19 protein-coding genes and 1 pseudogene are annotated in these 22,558 nt (G+C 45.1%); 8 read left to right on the forward strand and 12 right to left on the reverse strand.

Annotated elements, in window-relative coordinates; translation table 11 throughout:
• The coding region (locus tag ACYVK4_RS05090; protein ID WP_461126393.1) for a hypothetical protein at positions 1–188 on the forward strand (188 nt) is incomplete at its 5' end.
• Positions 189–655: 467 nt separating this feature from the next.
• On the opposite strand, the gene ACYVK4_RS05095 is transcribed toward ACYVK4_RS05090, so the two are convergent.
• The 3 genes from ACYVK4_RS05095 to ACYVK4_RS05105 all read right to left on the reverse strand — a co-directional run bounded on the left by ACYVK4_RS05095 (position 656) and on the right by ACYVK4_RS05105 (position 4,505).
• A complete protein-coding gene (locus ACYVK4_RS05095) occupies positions 656–1,372 on the reverse strand; it encodes an IS110 family transposase (RefSeq protein ID WP_461126394.1) in 717 nt (238 codons plus the stop codon).
• A 1-nt stretch (position 1,373) separates the two neighbouring features.
• Complete coding sequence (locus tag ACYVK4_RS05100) at positions 1,374–1,568, reverse strand: hypothetical protein (protein WP_461126395.1); 195 nt, start codon at positions 1,566–1,568, stop codon at positions 1,374–1,376.
• A 2,565-nt stretch (positions 1,569–4,133) separates the two neighbouring features.
• The gene (locus tag ACYVK4_RS05105) at positions 4,134–4,505 is read right to left on the reverse strand and encodes a hypothetical protein (RefSeq protein WP_461126396.1); all 372 of its coding nucleotides are present in this window, start codon (positions 4,503–4,505) and stop codon (positions 4,134–4,136) included.
• A gap of 929 nt (positions 4,506–5,434) precedes the next feature.
• Here ACYVK4_RS05105 and ACYVK4_RS05110 point away from each other — a divergent pair.
• A complete protein-coding gene (locus tag ACYVK4_RS05110; RefSeq protein WP_461126397.1) occupies positions 5,435–6,631 on the forward strand; it encodes a PQQ-dependent sugar dehydrogenase in 1,197 nt (398 codons plus the stop codon).
• 674 nt (positions 6,632–7,305) lie between these two features.
• Here ACYVK4_RS05110 and ACYVK4_RS05115 read toward each other — a convergent pair.
• The 3 genes and pseudogenes from ACYVK4_RS05115 to ACYVK4_RS05125 form a co-directional block, all read right to left on the reverse strand.
• On the reverse strand, positions 7,306–7,725 hold the full coding sequence (locus ACYVK4_RS05115; RefSeq protein WP_461126398.1) for a GNAT family N-acetyltransferase: 420 nt from the start codon (positions 7,723–7,725) through the stop codon (positions 7,306–7,308).
• A gap of 276 nt (positions 7,726–8,001) precedes the next feature.
• Positions 8,002–9,399 carry a hypothetical protein gene (locus ACYVK4_RS05120; protein WP_461126399.1) on the reverse strand — a complete coding sequence of 466 codons (1,398 nt, stop codon included), beginning with the start codon at positions 9,397–9,399 and terminating at the stop codon, positions 8,002–8,004.
• An 80-nt stretch (positions 9,400–9,479) separates the two neighbouring features.
• Positions 9,480–9,584: pseudogene (locus ACYVK4_RS05125) on the reverse strand (IS5 family transposase); the annotation flags it as partial.
• 326 nt (positions 9,585–9,910) lie between these two features.
• Between ACYVK4_RS05125 and ACYVK4_RS05130 the strand changes: the two are divergent.
• The gene (locus ACYVK4_RS05130) at positions 9,911–10,351 is read left to right on the forward strand and encodes a hypothetical protein (protein WP_461126400.1); all 441 of its coding nucleotides are present in this window, start codon (positions 9,911–9,913) and stop codon (positions 10,349–10,351) included.
• A gap of 129 nt (positions 10,352–10,480) precedes the next feature.
• Here the strand turns inward: ACYVK4_RS05130 and ACYVK4_RS05135 are convergent, their stop codons facing one another.
• On the reverse strand, positions 10,481–11,482 hold the full coding sequence (locus ACYVK4_RS05135; protein WP_461126401.1) for an alpha/beta hydrolase family protein: 1,002 nt from the start codon (positions 11,480–11,482) through the stop codon (positions 10,481–10,483).
• Between the two features lie 307 nt (positions 11,483–11,789).
• Between ACYVK4_RS05135 and ACYVK4_RS05140 the strand changes: the two genes are divergently transcribed.
• Positions 11,790–12,194 (forward strand): VOC family protein, encoded by a 405-nt coding sequence (locus ACYVK4_RS05140; protein WP_461126402.1) that lies wholly within the window; start codon positions 11,790–11,792, stop codon positions 12,192–12,194.
• A 116-nt stretch (positions 12,195–12,310) separates the two neighbouring features.
• On the opposite strand, the gene ACYVK4_RS05145 is transcribed toward ACYVK4_RS05140, so the two are convergent.
• Positions 12,311–13,180 carry an alpha/beta hydrolase gene (locus ACYVK4_RS05145; RefSeq protein WP_461126403.1) on the reverse strand — a complete coding sequence of 290 codons (870 nt, stop codon included), beginning with the start codon at positions 13,178–13,180 and terminating at the stop codon, positions 12,311–12,313.
• Positions 13,181–13,688: 508 nt separating this feature from the next.
• Positions 13,689–14,258: a methyltransferase family protein gene (locus ACYVK4_RS05150; RefSeq protein WP_461126404.1), complete on the reverse strand. Its 570-nt coding sequence runs from the start codon at positions 14,256–14,258 to the stop codon at positions 13,689–13,691.
• Positions 14,259–15,020: 762 nt separating this feature from the next.
• Here ACYVK4_RS05150 and ACYVK4_RS05155 point away from each other — a divergent pair.
• The 3 genes from ACYVK4_RS05155 to ACYVK4_RS05165 all read left to right on the forward strand — a co-directional run bounded on the left by ACYVK4_RS05155 (position 15,021) and on the right by ACYVK4_RS05165 (position 17,599).
• The gene (locus ACYVK4_RS05155) at positions 15,021–15,359 is read left to right on the forward strand and encodes a YciI family protein (protein WP_461126405.1); all 339 of its coding nucleotides are present in this window, start codon (positions 15,021–15,023) and stop codon (positions 15,357–15,359) included.
• Entirely contained in the window at positions 15,360–16,604 is a 1,245-nt protein-coding gene (locus ACYVK4_RS05160; RefSeq protein WP_461126406.1) for an RNA polymerase sigma factor, read from the forward strand. It abuts the gene before it with no gap.
• Positions 16,605–16,936: 332 nt separating this feature from the next.
• Positions 16,937–17,599, forward strand: a complete 663-nt coding sequence (locus ACYVK4_RS05165) for a methyltransferase domain-containing protein (RefSeq protein ID WP_461126407.1) — start codon at positions 16,937–16,939, stop codon at positions 17,597–17,599.
• Positions 17,600–17,962: 363 nt separating this feature from the next.
• Here the strand turns inward: ACYVK4_RS05165 and ACYVK4_RS05170 are convergent, their stop codons facing one another.
• Entirely contained in the window at positions 17,963–18,361 is a 399-nt protein-coding gene (locus ACYVK4_RS05170) for a response regulator (RefSeq protein ID WP_461126408.1), read from the reverse strand.
• 327 nt (positions 18,362–18,688) lie between these two features.
• Between ACYVK4_RS05170 and ACYVK4_RS05175 the strand changes: the two genes are divergently transcribed.
• Positions 18,689–19,795, forward strand: coding sequence for a DUF4932 domain-containing protein (locus tag ACYVK4_RS05175; protein ID WP_461126409.1), 1,107 nt, complete (start codon positions 18,689–18,691; stop codon positions 19,793–19,795).
• Between the two features lie 132 nt (positions 19,796–19,927).
• Here the strand turns inward: ACYVK4_RS05175 and ACYVK4_RS05180 are convergent, their stop codons facing one another.
• The gene (locus ACYVK4_RS05180; protein WP_461126410.1) at positions 19,928–20,323 is read right to left on the reverse strand and encodes a barstar family protein; all 396 of its coding nucleotides are present in this window, start codon (positions 20,321–20,323) and stop codon (positions 19,928–19,930) included.
• A 391-nt stretch (positions 20,324–20,714) separates the two neighbouring features.
• On the reverse strand, positions 20,715–21,308 hold the full coding sequence (locus ACYVK4_RS05185) for a hypothetical protein (protein WP_461126411.1): 594 nt from the start codon (positions 21,306–21,308) through the stop codon (positions 20,715–20,717).
• Between the last annotated feature and the right edge of the window lie 1,250 nt (positions 21,309–22,558).

Below are 22,558 nucleotides of genomic sequence, written 5' to 3' on the forward strand. Positions count from 1 at the left end.
TGTGGATCGGCAAAGTTATTCCAGCCAATGAAAAGCTGAATCTTTACCAAACAAGCCACCGAGGGGTTGCCCGCTATTTAGACCAACACTACGATTTGATGCGTTGTGTGGTGTACTATCATTCTATTTATGGAGAGTCCTGGGTGTTTGACCCCAGCATGACTAAACAAACCCGTAAGTTAAAGTAAAGCAGGAATCGGCTTTCCACTCGCTGGTGAGAGAATGGGCTGAACGATTAGTAGGTAATAAAACAGCTGCTGGGGCCTTTATTGATTATGAAAACGTCCGAATAAAAGTAGGGTAAGCCAGCGCATGACAAAAAAGCGCTTTCGTTTCAATGAGGAGCGTATTTTGAGAATAAGCGCTCATTAGCCGTTTCGTATACTATCCACCATAAGGAAGTGTCGATCTGTTTGTAACACGCCTTAATATTTGTCCTCTTCCCAGTCAAGTTTAATATCTATGAATTATGTTAATAAACTATTCTAAGATCAACCACCGCATACGAGCCCTAAAAAGAGACCAAATTGTAACTTGGAAAGGGAAGGCAAAAGACGGTTATTATGTTAATGGAATATCGGTAGATTGAACCCGCAGACTACGAGTAAAGGACCGCTATTAACAGATTAGGGGTTAACATGAACTGTGTTAAAAGTCAAGCCATTGAACGTAAAATTGGTTGATAATTCGGATCATAGTCCTCGTTAAATTTAACTACTGCATATGCCTGACGAAGCAGTTTGTTAACGACTGCCATTAACGCTACATTAGTCACTTTACCGGCCGCTTTTAAGCGCTGATAACACTCTTGACACGGTTTGTTATAGCGAATAGCTGATAAGCTGGCCATGTATAATTGGCCCCTCAAATGTGCATCCCCCGAGCGGTTGATTCCCTTGGTGATCCCCACTTTTCCCGATTGATAGATCACCGGAGCCACACCGATAAACTTGGCTAGAGCCTTCGCAGAAGTAAAGTCGCGAAATCCATTGGTCGTCTCAATTAAGGCCGTGGCAACGGCGTCAGAAATCCCTTTTATAGACCTCAACCGCTTGTACTGGTCGGTAAAATCAGCTTGACATACCTGGTTAATTTCAGCCTTTAATTGAGTGATGGCCGTCTGGAAATGAGCAATCATCTGTTGCAAACTATGCTGAACGGTAGCATCTTTCAGGGGTAATGGCTGGAACGACTCGAACAAGTTAAGCAACGCTACCCGCTGTTTTTGATATTGCCGGAGCAACGTACGTTTCTGTCTGAGCAGCATCAGACTTTCATTACTCATCTGATAAACAGGCGGTTGGAGCGCTCGTCCGTATTCAGCCAATAAAATGGCATCGCTCGGATCGGTCTTAGTGATCGATAAATGCATTTTAGCAAAGTGATGGCCGCTTCGGCGGTCCGATCTGCTTAGGATTAATGACCGATACCGTCACTTTGGCCTGAGTAAGCATATAGGTCACTAAAACAGAATAGGAACCGGTGGCTTCCAGCACGCAGTGGGCCTGCTCGGGAAGTTGATTTACAAGTGAATGAATACCGTCAGGCGAATTGGCAAAGCTGATCACTTTCTAGCCCGCCGTTGGTTTTGGGATAGCCACAGAAAGACTATCTTTGGAGACGTCAATACCAATGTAAGTGGTCATAGAAATAGATAGTTACAAAGGGAAAAGAAAACAGATAACAGGGGAGTGACGCCTTGAATTTTAGACCCTAGCATAGCAGACGCGGTTTTTCACCAATTGAACTGTTCAGGCTTAAAAATTCACCAGCAGGAGTCAAAACATGTTAAACAGGTTTGGCTAATAACGTATCGGACTTACCCATGCTGGTGGCTCAAACCACAGTTGAATAACTGCTTTTTCGAGTATTTTGCAAACTAATTCAAACGTACTATAACGTTTACTTATACAATATTAATCAGCTACACCATATGTTTGGAATCAGGAAGATGTCGCTCAATCATTTCAGCCGGCTGTTGCTTAATAGCTTGATCCTATACAGTGCTGTAAGCTGGCTAATGAGTGGCTGTTTTTTAGCCATCAACAAAAAGTCTGAATTGGTACTAACCGTGCAGGACACAACTGGGAAACCACTACCCGGAGTTGGTGTCACTTTAACAGGATTCAAAACGAGTTCTACCCGCCTATATGATCTGGAAACACTCAACAACGTGACTGACCAAACTGGAGTAATAAAATTGACATTATCTTGGCCAAAGGGGGTTAGTTATTACGACATTCGTATAGGTTCACCTTACATAATCACTAGTTGTCCAATACCAGATAATTCACCAAACTTCGGGGGTTGTGAAATACGATCTGATCAGAATCATTCGGCAACGATCCAAGTGAAAAAGCCATGATGAACCTCAAGAAAAATGAAAAAATGCATCCACGTGAGTCATGATATAACTATTCAAATACGGCTATCTCGTTGACTATGTGGGCCTTATTTAAATAATCCCTTTACATAATTGCACTTATACAACAAAATTATGATTAATCGTACTTGGCGTAATTATGTAGGAGGAATAACCCTGAAGGCTATTAGGTATTTAGTTTTATGCGTCGCCTTGTTTCCGGTCTGGCTACTACTCGGCGTCTCAGCTAGTGAGCCAGCTCTTTGGCAAAAAGTGTTGTGGTATATCCTTTTCCCCTTAGCTACTTTACCATGGCCAGAATCTGTGGCAAGCATCATAATCTGCCTATTATTGAATGCAATACTGTGGGGTGGTATTCTTCAGCTGCTTATTGAACTGCGTTTTGCTCGACATCTAAAAAATTGATTTTTCTCAGATTGCCATTAACGAATAATTAGTGGCAGATCTGGATTCTGTTCTATAACTAATACTCTACATCAATTCACCAACGAGTTAGTGTTCTCATCAATAGCCTTGACAAAATCGGCATATATGAGTCATATTAACTTTGATCTGAGAGGGGTACACTCGTTAGTGAAATGAGCTTCCAAGAGTCCCCCATTCGCTGCATCAGCAATGTTTGTCGGGTCTCCCGAGCCCACGGATCTAGTCTGGCGCTATATCTTACCGAGCAAGTAACAGTGTAGTAGTCGCTGCTCATTGGCGTGAATTGCCAATCCCCATACTCGGCTCGATCCGCCCGTTTCAGTATTGGATCAGGATTGGTTTTGATAAACTCTTCTATTTTAGTCCAACCCTCATACGTTATGGCTCGCAAGCCATCCTTTGTCTCTCGGAAAAATAAAATTCGCGTGTAAGGTAGAGGAGCAATGAACGAAATTAGCCGGTCATGATTGCTGTTCTTAGCTGTAAAGTTGAATCGAACTATCGACTTTTTGATTGCCTCCTCATCTTGAGAACTTTGAGCGAAGCTAGTTAAGCTACAGACTAGAAAACCAATAAGTAAGAAGCGTTGCATAACTACAGGGTTTAGAAGTACAAACTGAGCGGCTTGTTTAGTGCTAAACGTCTGGAAAAGAGTTTAATATATGTCAGTACACTAGTATATTAGCAGATACCCAAGTAAGTATTGTATTTCTTGTTATATAAGTGAAATTATGAACTGTGTTAAAAGTCAAGCACAAGTTCGTAATGCCCAATTATACAACAGGTTATTACAACCAAAGTAACTTTTTGCGGGTCACTAAAAGCACTGAAAACTGATGATATCAGATGAAATCTACTTGTGTGTTTTTAGGTATGGTGTTTCTGTTGACAACCGCTTGCACTAGAACTTCAGAAAATGAAATATCACCAGTCTTTGACGTGGTTGTGCAAGGTATTGGAGGGGATTGCAAACTACCCCTGCTAGATTTTGGATCTCGAACGACTGAAGTGGGAAACCTTATTGGAGTAACCTCTCCTAGTAAGTTTTATTATGCCGTTAACCTGGACTCATCTTACGCCAAGGCTGGAATAAGTCTTCAAGTGAAGATTCGAAAAATAACAGCTGGTGAGGCCCGAGCTTGTACAGATTTAGGGCCCTTCTATCCAAGTATTGACGTGACAACTGCTTCTATTAGGTGAAGGTAAAAGTTCACTTTTTCCAACACGTATGTAGGTAAGGTTGTAGCCTTATTTCTGCCTTTTATCCCTTTACATAATTGTAGTTATACAACTAGTCTATGAGAAGTGCTATTTTATACTCTTACTAATGATATAAATAGACCGAGTTGGTCCAATTAATTATGGTCCATAGACCATAGGCTATTATACCTGTTTTATCAGAACGATAATTGACCTTATAGACTTTCCCCTGAACTGTAATCTTCTCATAACGGCTTGAATGTTTGCTGGCCTGCTCGTGAGTCGGTGCTACATAAGATGCAGCTAGTAAGTCGATCAAAGCGGTCTCGACATAATGCAGCAGATGCGCCTTTTCGTCAAATGGTACTGATAACTTGTGGCTCGTATGCTCAACCTTATGATGCTCTGAAAAGTCAAGCAAGTAGGGTTTTAAGTATTCTAGCCAAACGTCTCTAAGTTCCATCTGTTGGCCATCCAATTCTAAATAAAAAGCCATCAGTGATTATTAATAAAATACTATTACTAACTACCTATCTTTCAGTCGAATAATTGAATTAAAAGCAGAGCAGTTGTATAACTACCATTATGATAACCAAAACTAATTTGTAACTCATCTACAGGCGGTTTCTGCTATAGCCGTGATCGTTATAAAAGAAGGTGGATGACAAAGAACATACGCTCTTTGAGGATAGCCTCCTTCTCGATATTGGAAGTAAAAGGTAGAGTCGGTTTGCGTCAATATTGCGCTGGACGAACCCTTGAAAGCAAGGCTGTCCAGACTCGCTACCACACAATTCTGATGTACGCCATTGAAAGAACTTCTCCACTCTTGGCCAATAGGCGTACCATCTAAAACTTGAATAACTACCCCCTCGCAATAACTGGTAAGGTATCGACCTTTTACACATTGCCGGTTAACAGATGTAGGGCCGCTACAACTCAGTAAGGCTAGTAGTAATATACTGGTTATGATTCGCATGGACTACGTTTTTGATGTAGACCTGAATACCCGACAAAGAGTTGGAAATGCATTCTTTGTTGTTGTATAATCTCTGTGGCTGTTAAGTACTACATTGTGTCAGACAAAAATAAGTACTGTCTGACACCTGTAAGACAGAGGGCAAAAACACTAGTAGTTCAATGAAACGGTGTTTCAAATAACGCCCATTTTGAGAGGCAAAATTGGGTTGGCATGGCTAATTGATTAAACCAACTTGACTACGTTTGCTCGTTTGCAACGGCACGGCCACAGCCGACGATCCGGAGCCACGCCCATTAGACAAAAAATGGAGGTTAAAGTGGGGTTTGGCAGCTATTGATAAACAGCAGCATGAATGAGAATAATCCCCTCAAAACAAGTCGAATTAACCGGTGGTTAGGAGATTGCTTACAGTGAACAACCTGTTGGCGATACTTAATCAACCTATGAGACAACAATCCATTTCGTTACTATTCAGCGCAGCCGCTTTGCTGGGGGCCCTGCCATCCAGCGCCCAGAACGATTATCAGACCACAGTCAAAGACGGCTACTCCGTCAATGTATTCAAGCCCCAGCAGGTTGATGCCACAACAGAGCGCGTAGCGCAACTGAAAGCCCCCGCCGGTTTTAGCGTCACCACGTTTGCCGAAAAAACGGGTAACCCGCGCATGCTGGTCGTGGCCTCCAACGGCGACGTGTACGTGTCGGACCGCACGAAAGGAACCGTCATGCTGGTGCGTGATGCGAACAAAGACGGCAAGGCCGAACTGGTTAAAGTCGTGGCTCAGAAAGCGGACCTGCACGGGCTGGCCCTGCGCGAGGGTAAGCTCTACATGACCTCCATTCGGGAATTGTACGTAGCCGACATCAAACCCGATGGCTCCCTGAGCGACTTAAAAACCCTTTACAACGATCTGCCCGACGCGGGGCAACATCCGAACCGCACGATCAATTTTAGTCCTGATGGGAAGCTGTACCTGTCAGCAGGCAGCACCTGCAATGCCTGCGACGAGCGCAATAAAGAAGCGGCCACCCTGCTTCAGATCAATACCGATGGCTCGGGGCGCCGGGTATATGCCAAAGGCCTTCGTAATACCATCGGGTTTGGCTGGCACCCCGCCACAAAGGCACTTTGGGGATTCGATCACGGCATCGACTGGCTGGGGGACGAAGATCAGCGGGAAGAACTCAACGAAATTAAACAAGGGGCCGACTACGGCTGGCCTTACGTATATGCCAATGGGAAGCTGCCTCCCCACCCGCAACCAGCCGGCGAAACGCCCGAACAGTATGCCGCCAAAACGACGAAGCCCATTCAGTTGTACGATGCCCACGCTGCTCCTTTGGGCATGGTTTTTAATACGGGCCGCAGTTTTCCGACCCAATACCAGAACGACGCTTTCGTGACCATGCACGGATCCTGGAACCGGGCCAAACCGTCGGGCTACAAAGTGGTGCGAGTGCGTTTTGATAAGCAAGGCCGAGCCACGGGCATCGAAGATTTTGTGACGGGCTGGTTAGTCAACGGCAACAAGGAACAGTTTGGCCGGGTGTGTGGCATTGCGCAGCATACCGATGGGTCGTTGCTGATCACCGACGATGCCAACGGAGTGATTTACCGGGTAGCGTATTCGGGCAAGTAAGCTAACGGGGCCGAGATAGCAGCGAAGTATTACCCCCTTCGACGCTATCTCGGCTCTAGTGTCTATAATTCCGACAACGAGATTCATTTATCTAGTAACCGTATGCCTTTAGCTATGCTCAGTGCTATTAGTTTAAGATAGCCTTAGCCGGACTTCTATCTTGGATAACTCACAAATGTGAGCGACCGCACTAGCAGGGCAGGCCCTGCCAAGATGCTTTAACTCGTATGTCAGCTAAAATCACCCGGCGGCCCGTTATCAGTGGATGTAAGCCTCTGGGGGCCTTTGAACACCAAATTCAGCAGGGTGACCTATACCATTGAAATCAGCGTCATCTGAGAATTATAAATTTTCCTAGCTTATCAACCATTTCTTGAAAAGATTAGCTCATTTGTCATAGTATAGCCATGAAGGGACGCTTCCCGGCACATCCTTTCGACAAATTGAATGCTTTTAAAATGCTACTTTTCTTAGTCAAGTTGCATATACTATGTGGCTGTTGCAAAAGTTTGAAAAGAAATTCGGGTTCTGGACGTACTCGCTCACACAGCCAATTTTTAGCTAATGAACGGTTAAAAACAGTCTGACCACTCAGGATTTCTTTACCAATAGAAACTTTTGCAACAGCCACTGGCATCATGTTGATGAATTAAAGATAGAATTGAGCGAAGAGATTATAAAAGTACTTTCCTGAAATAATATCGCTTCTGACCTGGAGGAAAGTCGTCTAAAATGGCAAAACACTCATATCCTTCTCGTTGGTAAAAGGCGGGTGCTTGAAAATCGAAGGTATCGAGTTGAATCATCCGGCAACCGCGTTGAACGGCTAATCGCCCAGCTTCCCGAAGTAGTTGTGCACCATAGCCCATCTGTCGATACTCCGCATCAAGCCATAACAAATCAATAAACAGAATACTCCATCCATGTAACGAAGCAATTATTCCTCCTCTAAGCAACCCTTCTATATCCCGTAAAGCTAGCTTAAGGGGCTGTAAATTGGGACCATTTATGGGCACAGCTTGGGCATTGAACGACAGCAATCGCCGACGGATCTCTAGCGCATCTTGAGGAGTAACATCTTCGGAAACAATCATTCAGTTCTGTTCTATAAGTGTGATCGAGATCGTAAAATACCGAAAAGCCGCTCGTTTATTGTCTCGATCCGGACGCAGTTAACGTACACATTCACTCGCTCCAAAAGACTACTGATCGCCGTTTAATAAGTGGTATTGGGTGACTGGATAAAGGCTCAACAGTGAGACCTGAAAAAAGTAAAGCACTTTCTAGCAATTCATCAAAAACGACTCTGGATCTTTGATTCTGGTAACTAACCCCCAATGTATTCGCCATAGCCCCACCTGCCTGATTCGCTATTTCTTGTCGGCTAATTGCTTTACCAATCGCTTTAACTCATCAATCTCTTTCTGTTGCTGAATACTATAAAGGGTCAACTCTTCAATCTTCTCCAGCAACTTAGCCTCCATCTTACCCACTTCAACACCATTCTTTACTACCTCCTGAGCTGAGGGTACGCCCGGCAAATGTTGGTTCTGTTGGATGTATCGTTCCACCTCAGCCAGGGTTTGCAACTTGTAAGCAGGAGCAAATACTTTATCGCTCCAATCGGCTACAGTCCGCACCAAGAAGCGGCCTGATGGAGTCAAGACAAGCTGGCCAGTCTTATCTACGGTGAGTACCTTTTCGGCGATCGCTATTTGGACTGGACTATCAGTTGTGAGTTGGCTTAACCGAACGCCGGATTGATTGTCTACTCCACTATTGACCTCCAGGCGGGCAGTAGGGGCTGAAGTGCCAATACCGACGTTTGCTTGATTACCTAAAATAACCGCGTTACTACTGGCTACCTTGGCATGGGCACCGATGGCCGTGGCGTTGAAAAGTGGATCGCCATTATCGGCCAATAGAACACCTGCCTCAGTACCTAAAAACGTATTTTGGTAGCCTCTGTCATGGAGGCCTGTGTTATAGCCCAGGTATACGTTATTATCCGAGTTACTGCTAGCCGGTCCAGCTCCATTCCCTACAAATGTATTGTGGTTCCCAGTCACATTGCCTTGCCCTGATTTTGTTCCAAAGAAGGTGTTTCCTTTTCCAGTTGTGGTCGCGTAGCCAGCCTGATAGCCAACAAAGGTGTTGGAGTCAGCAATTGCCTGATTGCCTGATGAAAAACCCACCATCGTATTGGCATTGCCGGTTTTGTTTGAAAATCCCGTATTCCCCCCTAAATAGGTATTATAATTCCCTTTGGTGGTAGAATACCCGGCCTGACTACCAAAAAACGCATTTCTAACGCCACTTGTATTTAACCAGCCCGCTAAATAACCCATGAAAGAATTATTATCTCCGGTTAAGTTCGATTGACCTGCCGAAGGCCCCACAAAGGAATTGTAAGAGCCACTTGTATTCTGACTACCTGCCCCACTGCCAATAAATGCGTTAGAATTACCTGTTTCATTCTGCTGGCCAGCCCCATTTCCTATAAATGTATTTATGGCTCCGGTTGAATTAACAACACCAGCAAAAGCCCCAACATAGGTATTCGCAAACCCAGTAGTATTATTGGAACCCGCTCCATTTCCTATAAATGTATTTTGACCGCTCGTCATGCTGGTATTACCTGCACCGGGTCCAACGAACGTGTTAAATGTACCAGGTGAAAATGAGTTAGCCGTGTTTGCAACATAGTTACTTTGTGCAATTAATTGACTACTAACTAAAAATGTCAATAGGTACAACGCTTGTTTCATGGTGCTAGGATAAATAGCTCGTTTTTTTAACTGAGCTCCTAATATAAGAACGTGTTGGGGAATTATATTTTGTAGTAGACTCAAATTCGCTGAAGTATCAGTTGAATATTAGCTAAATAAAGCCAGTTGACCGAAGATGATACGGCGTACTCGTAATCTTTGACAATGCGTCGGAAGAACGGGGTCGCCCGTGCGATTGGTTCACGCAATGACCCGTATGATTCCAAGAAAAGACAGTGAAATTTTAATATCTGTCAAATACTATTAGTCGTATACGCAAGCAAACAACCGACTAAAAATGTACTAGTTAATCGAAGTATGAAAATTATTCGAATCTCTTGAAACGCCCCATTTAAGCAGCAGATTCCTGAACGATCCTTTGTCTCGTATTGGAGCCTTTTACGAGAGGACTAAGTCCTAATATCTGTAAAACGCTATCTGTCGCATACGAAAGCTCTTCCAACCATTAAAGCTTATTGGGGGTCAATTTAGTAACTCAAATAAGTGTACTATGAAACCGAATGAACCTACTGCTTTTTGGGCGGTAATCAGCACAGTTTTATTTTTCTGCCTGGTCAGTTGCGACCCAAATAAAGTAGCCACAGAGAAAGCAAACGCCTACCAGAAAGCAACAGGGAATTGGCATTTGGTCTCTACTACTTCAGGATGGACAGGGCAAACTACTTTATCTACAGAAAAAATAGATATGACAATTACTGAGCAACAACAAGCTACTATTTATAAAGACGCAATAGAGGTCTCTCGCTATCAATTTACACTAGATAAAACAACTTCAGAAACGTTGCTTTTTACTGTTACTCAGCAAAGTGGAAACTCTTCTATCTTTCTTGCTGGAGGGGGCTATCTTAAAGTAAACAACAAACAATTAGTTATAGATTATACATTCACTGATGGTCCTGCTTATACCTTCGAGCGAAACTATGGATTGTAACTATTTGAATGAAAGGGCGAAATCCAGCTATTGATAGTTTAAAGTAAAACCACATAAAATATTGTTATGTGGTTGGGCCACGAATACCTATTTAGAGGCACAAGTTTAATAACTCGAAAAATATCAAATTCAATGCTCTTTTAGCCATTGAAAATAATCTTGTTCAACACGTATACCATTGTAAATTTTGTTAGCAACCTTACCCCTGCTATCAAATGTTAATTTGTGGAATTTATGGTCATGATTGGGGTAAGCTTTCACACTTAAATTCCGTTTACCATGCAGAGCAAACTCTAGCGGCAAAATGTCATTGGAAGTTGCGGCAATATCAGCAGTACCATACATAATCAGAATTGGAACGCTAAGTGATAATAACTGATCTTTGGTTTGGTTATGAGAAAACGAATAGGTGGTACGAGGGGGATCACCAACGTTGGCCGATGTATTTAGTGAGTCTTTGCATATTTCAACCCATTGTTGTTGTAAAGCCTCAATATTACGCTGAGCATCTTCTTGACTAATTTCACCACTAATTCCTTTAGCCCTCTCTTGCCGAATAAGCCCTTGTTGTCGCCCATCTAGGAAGCCAGAAAAAGCAATTAAATGGGTAACTTTTGGGTTAGTAAAAGCGGTCTTAATCGCCACATAGTACCCTTCTGAACCTCCAACAATGGCCACTTGCTTGGCATCGGCCCAAGGCTGTTTAAGTACAAACTTGAGGACTTCGTTCGTTTGCCTAACATAGTAGTCCAGATAATTATGAGCTTGATAATTGGGCGGGTACATCGATGGCTTAGGGTTGTTCCTTGTGGTAAATAAGGTATCCAGGTAGGCATCTTTTACGACGAGGGGCACCCCTGGCTTAGCGATCATAATGCTATAATAGTCACCTTCATGATCATAACAGGTGATGGGTAATTCGGTTAATGAGGGTCGGTTGTTTTTGGGATTGATTGTAAATAAGGGAATAGGCAGGGAGCCTTGCCGAAACAAAAAAACAGGCTTCCTGGCTTTCAGCTGGCCAGGCTTAGCAACGACGGCAAATGTGACCGAATCGCCCTCGAAGGGAATGGTAAAGACGGTATAGCCCCCAACCGCTCGTGGCGTATATTGGGCATACAGGCTATTCATTGTCCAGAAAATTAGGTAAGCGGAAATCAGAAAGAACTTCACAAGCTAAGCTGGTCTTAGTGGTCAAGCAAAGGTGGATAGCTAGACTTTTGTCTCCAAGTTAAGATTTGTTAAAGAAAGGCAAGTGAGTATCAGCCGTCTCTTGAAACGCCCATATTAAGCAGCAGATACATTGAACTCCCTTCGTCTCACGCGGGAGCCTTTGGAGAGACGAATAGTATCACGAGTATAAGGCAATCTCTGCTGACATACTGCTGTCAGTAGCTCTACTGTACTTTGTGTGAATTAAACCAAATTCACCGATTTCATGAATTTTATTTCCCTTCGAATCATTACGGCCGACATAATGTCGTTGGTTCGCTTTTACGAGCAGATCACTGGACTATCCGTGACTCAGTATACCGATGATTTCGCCGAATTGCAGATGCCTTTAGCTACCTTAGCCATCGGCAGTACGCGTACCCTGCAACTCTTTGGAGGAGACAATATAGCTAGGGCTTCCAGCAATCAGTCTGTCATTCTTGAATTTCGGGTTGATGATGTTGATCGGGAGTATCAGAAGTTAGCCGACATTCTAGGTGATAAGCTCGTTCAGAAGCCGACGACTATGCCTTGGGGAAATCGTTCGCTCCTGTTTCGCGACCCGGATGGCAATCTGGTGAATTTCTTCACACCGGTTACCCCAGAAGCACTTGAGAAGTTTGACCGATAACGTTCTGGTCTATGTTGTAGCCCTTTTAATAGAGGTCAGCCGCCACTGCAGGCCTAGTAAACAAGCAATTACAGAAAGGCTCCTCCGTGAGACGGAGGAGCCTTTTTTGAGAATCCTTAGTGAGGCTTTTCCCAATCCTTGAACATGAAACGTAGCGCATTGAAATAAGCCACAACGGGTTCGGTCATGTGCGTTTCGCTGGGGTAATGCTTATACAGATAAGTCAGGCGTTGCAGCTTTTTTTTAGCTAGTGTGGCTGCCAACTTTAGTAAATGCTTATGAAAAAACGAATTAGGCCCCCCTTCATTTCCGTCACTAATAAAAAGCCGCTTGTTTAAGGCTGAACCGGTTTTCAGTTTTTCATCGGTCATCTTCAACACATACTCCTTGTCCCACCAAAGCGAGGGACTGACGGCCATATAGGCATCAAACAGATTAGGATGGGTCAACAGACAATTCAGCGATGCAAGGCCCCCAAAAGAGTGCCCGGCCAAAATTTTATAAGCCGCGGTTGGGTAGGTTTTCTCTATCAGGGGCATCAATTCGGTCGCCATGAATTGTAAAAATTTTTCGTTGCCCCCACTGCCTTGATACGCACTAGTATCGGGTTTGCCCTCATAATTCAGGACGCTATGGCTTGGGGTAAGGTCTCGGGTCCGTTTGGTATTGGGGATACCAATGACGATTGTCTTGGGCATGGCCATCACATCGGGCCGAGAAAGATAATCGACGTACTGAGCAAGCAGTTCAAAATGATTGTCACCATCCAGTACGTATAAGACGGGAAATCGCTGGTTTCTATGGGTGGAGTCCAATTTAGGGCAATGCACATATACTTTACGCTCTTCGTTCAGTAGCTGGGAGTGTAGGCTCACCACCTCGCTGGCTGGATAGGTATAGGGCTGCGTAGACTGGGGCTTTGCCGGTGAATCGACAAACATAAGCAGAATCGATAGCCATCGTAAGGAATACAGCAACAACTTCATTGGGTAAAATTTAACGAATGATGGCCTCGAATTCTCGAATTTTTGCCTGATCACGACCGGATTAGGGCGTGCTGTAGTGACGATACTCGGAGTGGTGTCAGCCCAAATATAGCCTTAAAAGCTCGATAGAAGACGACGGCCGACAAAGATCGGTCAGCCACTTCAATAAAAAGCTGTGGCTGTGGGCCATGCTTATTGTATCCATAGACGTCTCTTATTTAGTGAAGTGTCGCCCGTATGAATTAGGCACTTGAGAAGGGCTATAATTTGGGGCGTATATCGCTTTGCTATACAATCTCTTTAAACGCAGAAATTAATGAGCAGGTACATAAACACTTGTTCGTCTTATTTGGGAGCGTTTATTAAGATGGTATGCTTTCCTCAGCTGTATAGTAGGTCGGCACAAAAATTAGCCAATCCGCTCAAAAAATTCTTCTGGGTAGCGTCCTCCAACCGGGGCATTCAGTTGTGGCAATCCCAATCCCGGTACGTCTCGCCGATTCTCAACTCAATAGAGGAACGGAATCAGACGCCAAGTATGCTCACTATAGGCAGCGTAGCCAGGAAGTACTTGCCGTAAGAACTGCTCTTCCCGGCTTATTTTCACCAAATAGGTTCCACACAAGAGCAGTAAGCCCGCCAAGCTTGACGGGCTGGGTTGATACAGGGTCGTCCCGAACGCGGCCCAGAGGAAACCCGTATACATCGGATTGCGAACGTACCGATAGGGGCCACTCGTCACTAAGGTCTGGTTGTCAACTTGCTGAATGGCCCCACTCCAGTTATCCGCCAGGTGCTGGCGGGCCCAAGCTCCGAACAGCATGCCCAGCAGCATCAAACCCATGCCTACTGGGTGAACCCAGTGCGGCATAACGGAAACAGGTTTCGTGAACGCCATGGGTAGTGGATTAAGCAATAGAATGAAGGACAGCACGACGAGTGCTACATGGATTAGCCGATACCAACTTGTCTTAGATGGCTGCTGCACCTGAACTCGACGGCGTGTTGTATACCCCCAGATGGCCCAGCCTAGCCAAAAAATGGCCCATGTACTTAGAGCAAAGTAAGTCGTGAACATAGTGACAGATTCATTGCATATAGCTTAGGTAACTGAGGTAACTATCAATTTGTGTTGTAAGCCCACTCCATTAATTCCGTCCGGTGGCGTGATGCGTGAAGCGGTAGGCTATACTAAAAAACCTGAATTGTAGATACGACCTCGTCTCTGGCAGGAGCATTATGTGAGAACGAGTTAATCTGGACTTATCAACCTGCGCTGAATGGAATTAAAGGTAAGTCAATGACAGACTTCACAGATTTCGTCCGTTTACTTAAGTAATGCCGCCAGGTCATCCTTGCCTTTTATGGCTAATAGCCACCTGATGGCCCCTAACTTATAGGCCCCATTTTGATCGATGAAGGCATAACCTGGGTAACCTCTAAAGGAGAGAGACTGCGACAGGTTCGCATCCAGAGCTTCATCAATGAAAAAGTGAATGGCAGACAGTTTTAAATCAGCCACTCTTCACTTCCACTTGTCCTCGTCCGAATCTCGGGCTGTGCACACGTACACAAACACTATTAGCAACTCTTTGACGACCTGTGCATTTTTTTTATTGTGCGGCATTTCATGTAAGCAGGGTGCACACCAGGTAGCCGCCCAGCCATCCTGAAGGTACTGGAATTCCTAACCAATCATACCATAGTAGTGAATAGCTTTTTTCTGTTGATTTAAAGATTGTTAATGGAAAGTGAAAATCTTTTTTGAAAAAATCTAATCTTTTGTCCACTCCCGGCCCTCCCGATCGTCATTCGTTTTTTACCTCTAAACATTTCCGCAATGAAAGACTTCTTATTAATTTTCAGATCCCCGGAACATGACGGACCATCGGCATCGCCGGAAGAAATGCAGGCGAACCTGAAACTGTGGATGGACTGGTTTGGAAGCATTGCCGCTCAAAACAAGCTATCCAATCGTGGAAACCGGTTGGTTCATGACGGAAAAGTGGTACGCCCGGGTCAGGTGATCACCGACGGTCCGTATACCGAAATCAAAGAATCGATCACCGGCTACATCATTGTAAAAGCCGAATCGTTGGAAGAAGCTGCGGCCATGGCCAGTAGCTGTCCCATCCTGCTCGACGGCGGAAATGTAGAAGTCAGAGAAATTGCCATTTAAATGAGCGAACCAGACCTGATACCTCATCTTTTCAGAATAGAATACCAGAAAATCACGGCCGTTCTCTCGAAACGGTTCGGTCTGGAACACATTGAAATTGCGCAGGATATTGCGAGTGATACCTTTTTGCAGGCTTCGGAAACATGGGGGATAAAAGGACTTCCGGAAAATCCCACCGCCTGGCTATATGCCGTCGCTAAAAACAAGGCAAAGGATTACCTCAAACGCAATACCCTTTTCAAGGAGAAAATTGCGCAGCAGATTACGTATGAGCAAAACGGTGTGGAAAATTCCGGTGCCGGGATCGACGTTGATCTTTCGGACCGGAACATCACCGACAGCCAGTTACAGATGATGTTTGCGATCTGTCACCCGTCCATTCCGGCGGAGGCTCAAATCGGGCTGTCACTCAACATCCTTTGCGGTTTTGGTATAAATGAAATCGCAGCTGCGTTTTTAACCAACAAAGAAACCATTACCAAACGCCTTTTTCGTGCCCGGGAAAGGCTGCGTTCGAATCAGGTGAAAATTGAATTTCCGGAGGCTGCTGAAATTCAGAAGCGCCTGGAAAATGTGCTAACCACACTCTATCTGCTTTTTAATGAAGGTTATCATGCTTCCGGATGCAATGTAACACTACGCAAGGATGTTTGCCTCGAAGCTGTCCGACTCACAAATTTGCTTCTGGAAAGCAAGCTCACGAGTCAACCGCCCGTGTATGCGTTGCTTGCCTTGATGTGTTTCCAGGCCTCCCGGTTCGAAGCCCGGATCGATTCCGAAGGGGAAACGGTGCTGTATGAAGATCAGAATAAAAAGCTCTGGGACGAAGATCTGATCCGCCAGGGCGAGCATTTTCTGAACCAGTCTTCATCAGGGAATAGGCTATCCAAATATCACCTGGAAGCTGGGATTGCGTATTTTCATACCCTTAAAAAGGATACAAAGGAAAAGTGGGAAAGCATTCTGCAACTCTACAATCAATTGCTGATCATCGACTATTCACCGATGGCCGCTTTAAACCGAGCTTACGCGTTGTCGAAAGCAAACGGGAAAGAAATCGCGATCCAGGAAGCAGAGAAACTGAATCTCACTGCCCACCCTTTATACCATGCCTTATTAGGTGAATTGTACACAGGCATCGACAATGAAAAAGCGGTAAATCATTTCAAAACTTCGCTGGATCTGACAAATTCCAAAGCCGATCAGAAGGTGATTATAAAGAAGCTATCAGCAATGGGCTATTAGCTTTTAGTCACTCGTATGCTCGTTATGACAGTTGACAGTTATTAAAACCATCCGCCCACTTAAACGCCCGGTTCTTAGCAGCAGATTCATTAAAGTCCATTCGTCTCACGCAGGAGCATTAGTTGAGAATTGATCCGATAAGTTGCCTAGAAAGACTGATAAACAGTAACAAGTCAACAACCCGCCCCCCCTATAGAACGCGGACCATTCTAGCCAAAGCAGCCCAAACATGGTGGGTAAGTTTGCTCATTTCTGGATCAGCTTTACGCCTGATCCAGCAAAACATCCCCGATAAACGATCGGTTTGGCTCTTGATCAGTTCCCTGCTTCTTATGACCGCTAATAACCCATTTCAACGCTACGACGAAACCGACGACCGGCACTTTTACAGGCAACCCCGTCTGGTCAACCACATCGACGAGGCTGCCCTCCGGGCTACCACCCACTTATATGCCGAATATTTGCCCGCTGGCGGCACTATTCTCGATCTGATGAGCAGTTGGGTAAGCCATCTGCCAACCAACATCCAGTACGGACGCGTAGCCGGGCTGGGCATGAACGAGGTCGAGTTGAAGGCCAACCCACAACTCACCGAGTACGTGGTACAGAACCTCAACCAAACACCCAGCCTCCCTTACCCCGACAATACCTTCGACGGTGGCATGGTAACCGTGTCGGTGCAGTACCTGACTCAGCCAGTGATGGTTTACCGGGAGCTGGCGCGCGTGCTGCGGCCCGGCAGTCCGTTCCTGACGGTGTTCTCCAATCGCATGTTTCCGACCAAGGCCGTTGCCATCTGGCAATCGCTCGATGATCGGGGCCATCAGCAGTTGGTGCGTTCGTATTATGAGCAAACCGGCCTGTTCGACCAACTAGAGGTCCTTGATCGTAGCCCGCCTGGCTGGAGTGATCCGCTATTTGCGGTGGTCGGCCGGGTTAAAGATGAGATTGGCTCAACACACGATTCAAACGGTCTTCATTGGATAAGCAACTAAGGGGAACGCCCCCATTCATACGGACTAGTCCAATAACAATAAGTTGTACAGCTAGTCAATGTATTAGGAGATCGAGAAAAAAAACACTTGGCCAAATGGACGCTACTGGCTGAGTTGCGGCCTGGCTTGACCTTTGCCGTTACCGTCTTAAATCGTACACCAAACCGTTTCGATAAGTGAACACTTATGTTTTGCCATGTATTCAATGAAATCACCTAATCACTCGCCTATGCCTTTTAACCATAGCAAGGGCCTGGTCCCTTTGTCCGCTTTCGCTTGCCGAGCGACACTCAGATTCTGTTCGACTATCCGCATTAACGTTCTGCCAGGATTTGCACGAGCTGCCTAGCCCAAATGAAGCTTTCAACGGTCTAGGCTAAACCCCAACTTGACAAAGGCTTGCATGAGCTTTGCTCTTGTAAACGGCTTCTCCAGATAATAATCCGCCCCTAACGCCATCGACCGCTCTACCTCCAGAGTACCAGAAGCATTCATAAGAATGACTTTGGGTGAAGGCGTCATCTGCTGGCTTTCCGTTAGCAACCGCAGAGCGGTCCCTAGAGGAAGCCTTAGATTAATAAACGCAACACCAACTTCCTGTTGTTGCATGAGTAAACGAGCCTCCTCAAAAGACTTGGTTTGGGTAGGGGTAAGGCCAAGGCAACGTAACAAGCCACTTAACAACAAATAGTTATCCGGGTCAGGGTCAGCCAAAAGGATAAACGGCAAGCGATTAATTGTTTGAGGATGGTGATCACTCATGGACACGAAGGGTCAAGTTTGATTGTAATTCAGTGACAGATGTTAGGAAATTGATCGGGAGTTCTTGAACGCGATTTGTTTACTAAATGTCCACCATATTCTATAGATTACGTAAAGTAACAAGGACGAATTTAATTTCACCTGCTTGTTTCGGCAAGCGAGCGTCTAATAGTGAAACTGACGTCCAAGCTACGGTTATATGCCCAAAAGAAGCCTTCGATAAAGGAGCGATTTACGAGAGTGCTTTAGATTGTAGTAAGTATCCGTTTTTTTTCTAGATTGACCAACAGTACTTATTTACCAACGCTTTAGTCGTGCTTTAAACAAGTGAACTATTCCCTTGTGCGTTTCTTATCCTGGCTGCTGTTCAGTTCTGGTATAGCCATCGCTCAACCAATTACTCGACAGGTTACCGTCCAAGTAAACCCCACGGTCGAAACCATCGCCACCTTGATGAACCAGTTGTCGACTGAATTCCTGCCCGATTCAGCTAAAGACCCAGCGGGCTATCGGCGTTCACGGTCAATGCGGATCAACTATAATGCCTTTCGGTCCTATACCAACCATCCCGCCATTAGGGCCACCAAAGCCTTAGCCGACAAACTAGGGACGGGCGTGTATCTGCTGGGGCTATACGCCCGCCCATTGCCTGCCACCGGCTGGCAGCATCCCGTATCCCCGTTGCTGTTAGCCGCTGTAAATACTAATCCCGATTCGGCAGCCACTATTGTCAACGAATATATGGCTCAGGTAGCCCGTTTCTATCAGGATGCTCACCTTGGCCAGTTTTTAGCCCAGCAACGCAGTACCTACCAAAAAGCCATAGGGCAAGTGAGCCGGAACCGCCCTTCGGTTGACTTTATACCGACCATGGAAGCCTACTATGGGAGTCGCAAGCAAGCCTATACCATCGTGGTGATGCCTTTCTTCATTACTCAGTGGGGGATGGGTTGGCAAACTGGGGAAGAGCAGCAGGCCAGGCTTTTTAATATTAGCGCGCCCTATGGGGACCAGCACGTACTCGGTCAACGGGTCGTGGATCCTGGTTTCAACGACCGGGAAGCCGTTCGTACGCTTTGTGTGCACGAGTTTGGCCATTCCTTTGTCAATCCGTACACCATGCAACCCGAATGGACGGAGCGAATCAATCAATATAAAGACTTGTTTAAACCCGTCCCCAATCAAGCCCAGTATACCGACTGGCTCACGCTTTTCAATGAATTGACGGTGCGAGCGGGTGAGATACGGATTGCCTTAAAAATGGGGCTCCCCAGAGAGAGTCAGCGACTACGAGGTTTGTACAAAGATTGGCCTTACCTGGATCATTTTAGTGCCCAACTGGCTTCTTATGAGAAGAATCGGGCTCGCTATCCAGCCTTTACAGACTTCCTGCCAGATCTGATTGGCTCGTTAGAAAAACTACGCTCCCGTTAATGCTTTGTTTGCAAAAAGGATTGAGGTAGATAGCTGGCTATTTATTTGAGCGTTAATTTAAGAACGGATACCCATGGCTTCTGATTGGGTAGACATCATCTTTCAGTTAAAGTCGTGCCCAACCCAAACATTTCATCCACTGATCAGTCGAATGCTTGGATGTTCGGTCAGGATGGCCATTACCGTGTCAAAATACGTTTCGCCAGCACCATTGTCCAACGTTTCCAGCTTTTCTTTAAATAGCTTTTTGTTATAGGGAGAGCCAGGCCGCAGCTTATCCAGATAGTAATCGCGGGTGGTTTGCTTCCCTAACGCGTTTCGACTGTGGTCCATGTGGTGCCAGACCAACTCAACTGACTCGGCTCCTTGCAGGGCACCGTAGCCCCCATACAGTAAATCATTGAACGCATCCAGGCTCGGGCCGATCCGCCAGCTTTCGCCTACCATGAACGCCCGATTGATCTCATCATAAAAGGAGGCAATGTCGTTGATGGCGGTTCCGTCAATTTCTATTTGTTTAATCACCATGCACTTACGGACCAATAAAAATCAGCCTATTTATGAACGTTTCCTCGTTTCAAGTTGGAGCGATTTGTGAGATTAGACTTAGTACTTTTTAGACAAACGTTACTTCGCTTTTTGTCCAAAGAAAGCTAGCAAGTCAAGTACCTGGACAGTCTGAGCATTAATATCAACTAATTGTATCTGCAGATCGACGTTCTGTTCGTTCGAGGAATCGACGAAGCAGAGTCGAGGCTTGGGAATGGAGATGTAACCAATCGGTTTTATTAGGCATATCCACCCCAACTGTCTCTTAGGCGGGTCTTTGTAAGCTTTGATAATCAAGATTGCTGAAAAATGGGAAGCCAAAACAGATCGCTTAAGGTCTGTTTTGGCTTTTATAATCGACCTACTTGGTTTAGGGTTGCTTTACAAAGTCGATTTGTTGAATACCACGATTCAGACCAACCCATTTCATGGTGGGCTGACCTAAATCCGTTTCCAGCGAGAAGGTCTCATAAATCAGCCCTAGATCTTCTAAAAAGGTCTCTTCGGGTTCGGGGTATCGGATGCCATCGGGGAAGTGATAGCTGAACAATAAAAAGGCTTGTGGTCCCTGCTGGGTCGGATTATAGACCCGAGTTCCCGGCCACATATCGAATTGAATGGGATAGGTCTTGTTTTTGTATTGGATGGTTCCGTCGTATTCCCCCTGTTGTGGATCAGTCGGGGTTGTGCGCGGTTTGAGGGCTGGCACGATGGTCATGGTCGCTAGATCCTGAAAGGTACTATCCTTGGTCAGGTTAAGCCGGTTATTGCCCATTTTAGGGCTAACCCGTACTTGGCGAAGTTTCCAAGTGCCGACCAATTGTGGTTTCAGATCGGTCATGAGCTGAGCGGCTACCTGGTCGTAATTAATTTTTGGCGGTGTATCAAGTGTACATTGTAAACAGAACAGGCTAACCAAGCAACCCACGTAGCTCATTAGCTTTTGTCGGATCTTGTTCTTCATAAGTTCATAACGTGTTTGGTTACAAAGCTACTAACGAGCTGATGTATGACAAGATTTAGAAGTACGAATTAGCTCCGTTTGCTACGAACTGTCGTTAACAGTTATTAAACAAGGCGTTTATTTAAACGCCCCCATGCTGAAGCAGATCCACAATAATCATTAGTCTCAATCGGGAGCGTTTTCGTTAGACTGTTGGGCATCGGCTAAATATGACTAAGAAGCAGTATACGTCCTTCTCGGTCTAATATAGTCCAGTACTGTTTTAATGAGCGCCGAGGTACATCGCCAGAACTATTTAATAAATAGAGACTGCGAATACCATATCTGTCACTATAGTTTACATCGCTTCTGTAGGCGTACAGCCAAGAACCTACGGTCCCTTCGTAACGAATACCATTAATAAAATTTCGATTCAGGAATTTTATTACTAAAAGCAACCTGTTGGCGTGCGCTGTTCGCATCCTTTTAAGTGCTTCGTTTGACGCAGTGACTGAATCTAAATTTCCGACTGATTCACCACTATAATACAACACACCATCATTCGGTCGCACGAAAAGACTCATAAATCCATTCGGCTCGGTCCTTATGGTATCACAAATCTGGTTTAAAGTCTGCATAGAATCCTGCACCGATTGAATCGGATCAATAAACTGAATTTTTTGTCGTTCGGCTGGCGGTTGACGGACAACAAGTATAAAATAAAGGAATAACAGAAGTACACTGAACGGTATCAAAATTTTTGCTTTCAACATAAGCACTGTTTTAAGCTAATTAATTAGGTAACAATTTATAAATAGTAAAGGCGCGACTTGCTAAAAGAAAAGGATCCCTCTTTTGAGTTCTGTTTTTAAAACTAGTCCAGCTCGTAACCTTCACGAATTACCTGGTGTCAAGTCCCATTTAATTAGGATTATAGCAAGCCCCAATCAATTGGTAATTATAAATGTCCCATTATTAACACGGGTACATGAGCGCTTTTTCGTTTTAGGAGTGAGGGTTTGAAGAGACGGGCTTACATGCGTATTTAGTCAAAGAACCAAACTTCAGGCTGAATACTGTTTCTGAAAACGCTGGCCGGTGCACACCCGCAAATGATTACCTTTTAAACCATTCTTTAATAGTTTTAGGATGCGTTGTCTGGTAGCTATAAACTAGGCCCAATAGCACATTGAGAACAAGGCCAATGATCCAGCCGGCTAGCCGACCATGAGCATGAGTAGCAAATGTTCCCATAAAGATAGTCCACCCCC

It is taken from the genome of Spirosoma aerophilum (assembly GCF_054782495.1).

Bases quoted from the DNA above. Each gene is read 5' to 3' on its own strand.
- ACYVK4_RS05110 (WP_461126397.1), top strand. From the start codon at position 5,435: ATGAGACAACAATCCATTTCGTTACTATTCAGCGCAGCCGCTTTGCTG.
- ACYVK4_RS05105 (WP_461126396.1), bottom strand. From the start codon at position 4,505: ATGGCTTTTTATTTAGAATTGGATGGCCAACAGATGGAACTTAGAGAC.
- ACYVK4_RS05140 (WP_461126402.1), top strand. From the start codon at position 11,790: ATGAATTTTATTTCCCTTCGAATCATTACGGCCGACATAATGTCGTTG.
- ACYVK4_RS05185 (WP_461126411.1), bottom strand. From the start codon at position 21,308: ATGAAGAACAAGATCCGACAAAAGCTAATGAGCTACGTGGGTTGCTTG.
- ACYVK4_RS05155 (WP_461126405.1), top strand. From the start codon at position 15,021: ATGAAAGACTTCTTATTAATTTTCAGATCCCCGGAACATGACGGACCA.
- ACYVK4_RS05115 (WP_461126398.1), bottom strand. From the start codon at position 7,725: ATGATTGTTTCCGAAGATGTTACTCCTCAAGATGCGCTAGAGATCCGT.
- ACYVK4_RS05165 (WP_461126407.1), top strand. From the start codon at position 16,937: ATGACCGCTAATAACCCATTTCAACGCTACGACGAAACCGACGACCGG.
- ACYVK4_RS05120 (WP_461126399.1), bottom strand. From the start codon at position 9,399: ATGAAACAAGCGTTGTACCTATTGACATTTTTAGTTAGTAGTCAATTA.
- ACYVK4_RS05135 (WP_461126401.1), bottom strand. From the start codon at position 11,482: ATGAATAGCCTGTATGCCCAATATACGCCACGAGCGGTTGGGGGCTAT.
- ACYVK4_RS05160 (WP_461126406.1), top strand. From the start codon at position 15,360: ATGAGCGAACCAGACCTGATACCTCATCTTTTCAGAATAGAATACCAG.
- ACYVK4_RS05150 (WP_461126404.1), bottom strand. From the start codon at position 14,258: ATGTTCACGACTTACTTTGCTCTAAGTACATGGGCCATTTTTTGGCTA.
- ACYVK4_RS05180 (WP_461126410.1), bottom strand. From the start codon at position 20,323: ATGGTGATTAAACAAATAGAAATTGACGGAACCGCCATCAACGACATT.
- ACYVK4_RS05095 (WP_461126394.1), bottom strand. From the start codon at position 1,372: ATGCATTTATCGATCACTAAGACCGATCCGAGCGATGCCATTTTATTG.
- ACYVK4_RS05145 (WP_461126403.1), bottom strand. From the start codon at position 13,180: ATGAAGTTGTTGCTGTATTCCTTACGATGGCTATCGATTCTGCTTATG.
- ACYVK4_RS05130 (WP_461126400.1), top strand. From the start codon at position 9,911: ATGAAACCGAATGAACCTACTGCTTTTTGGGCGGTAATCAGCACAGTT.
- ACYVK4_RS05170 (WP_461126408.1), bottom strand. From the start codon at position 18,361: ATGAGTGATCACCATCCTCAAACAATTAATCGCTTGCCGTTTATCCTT.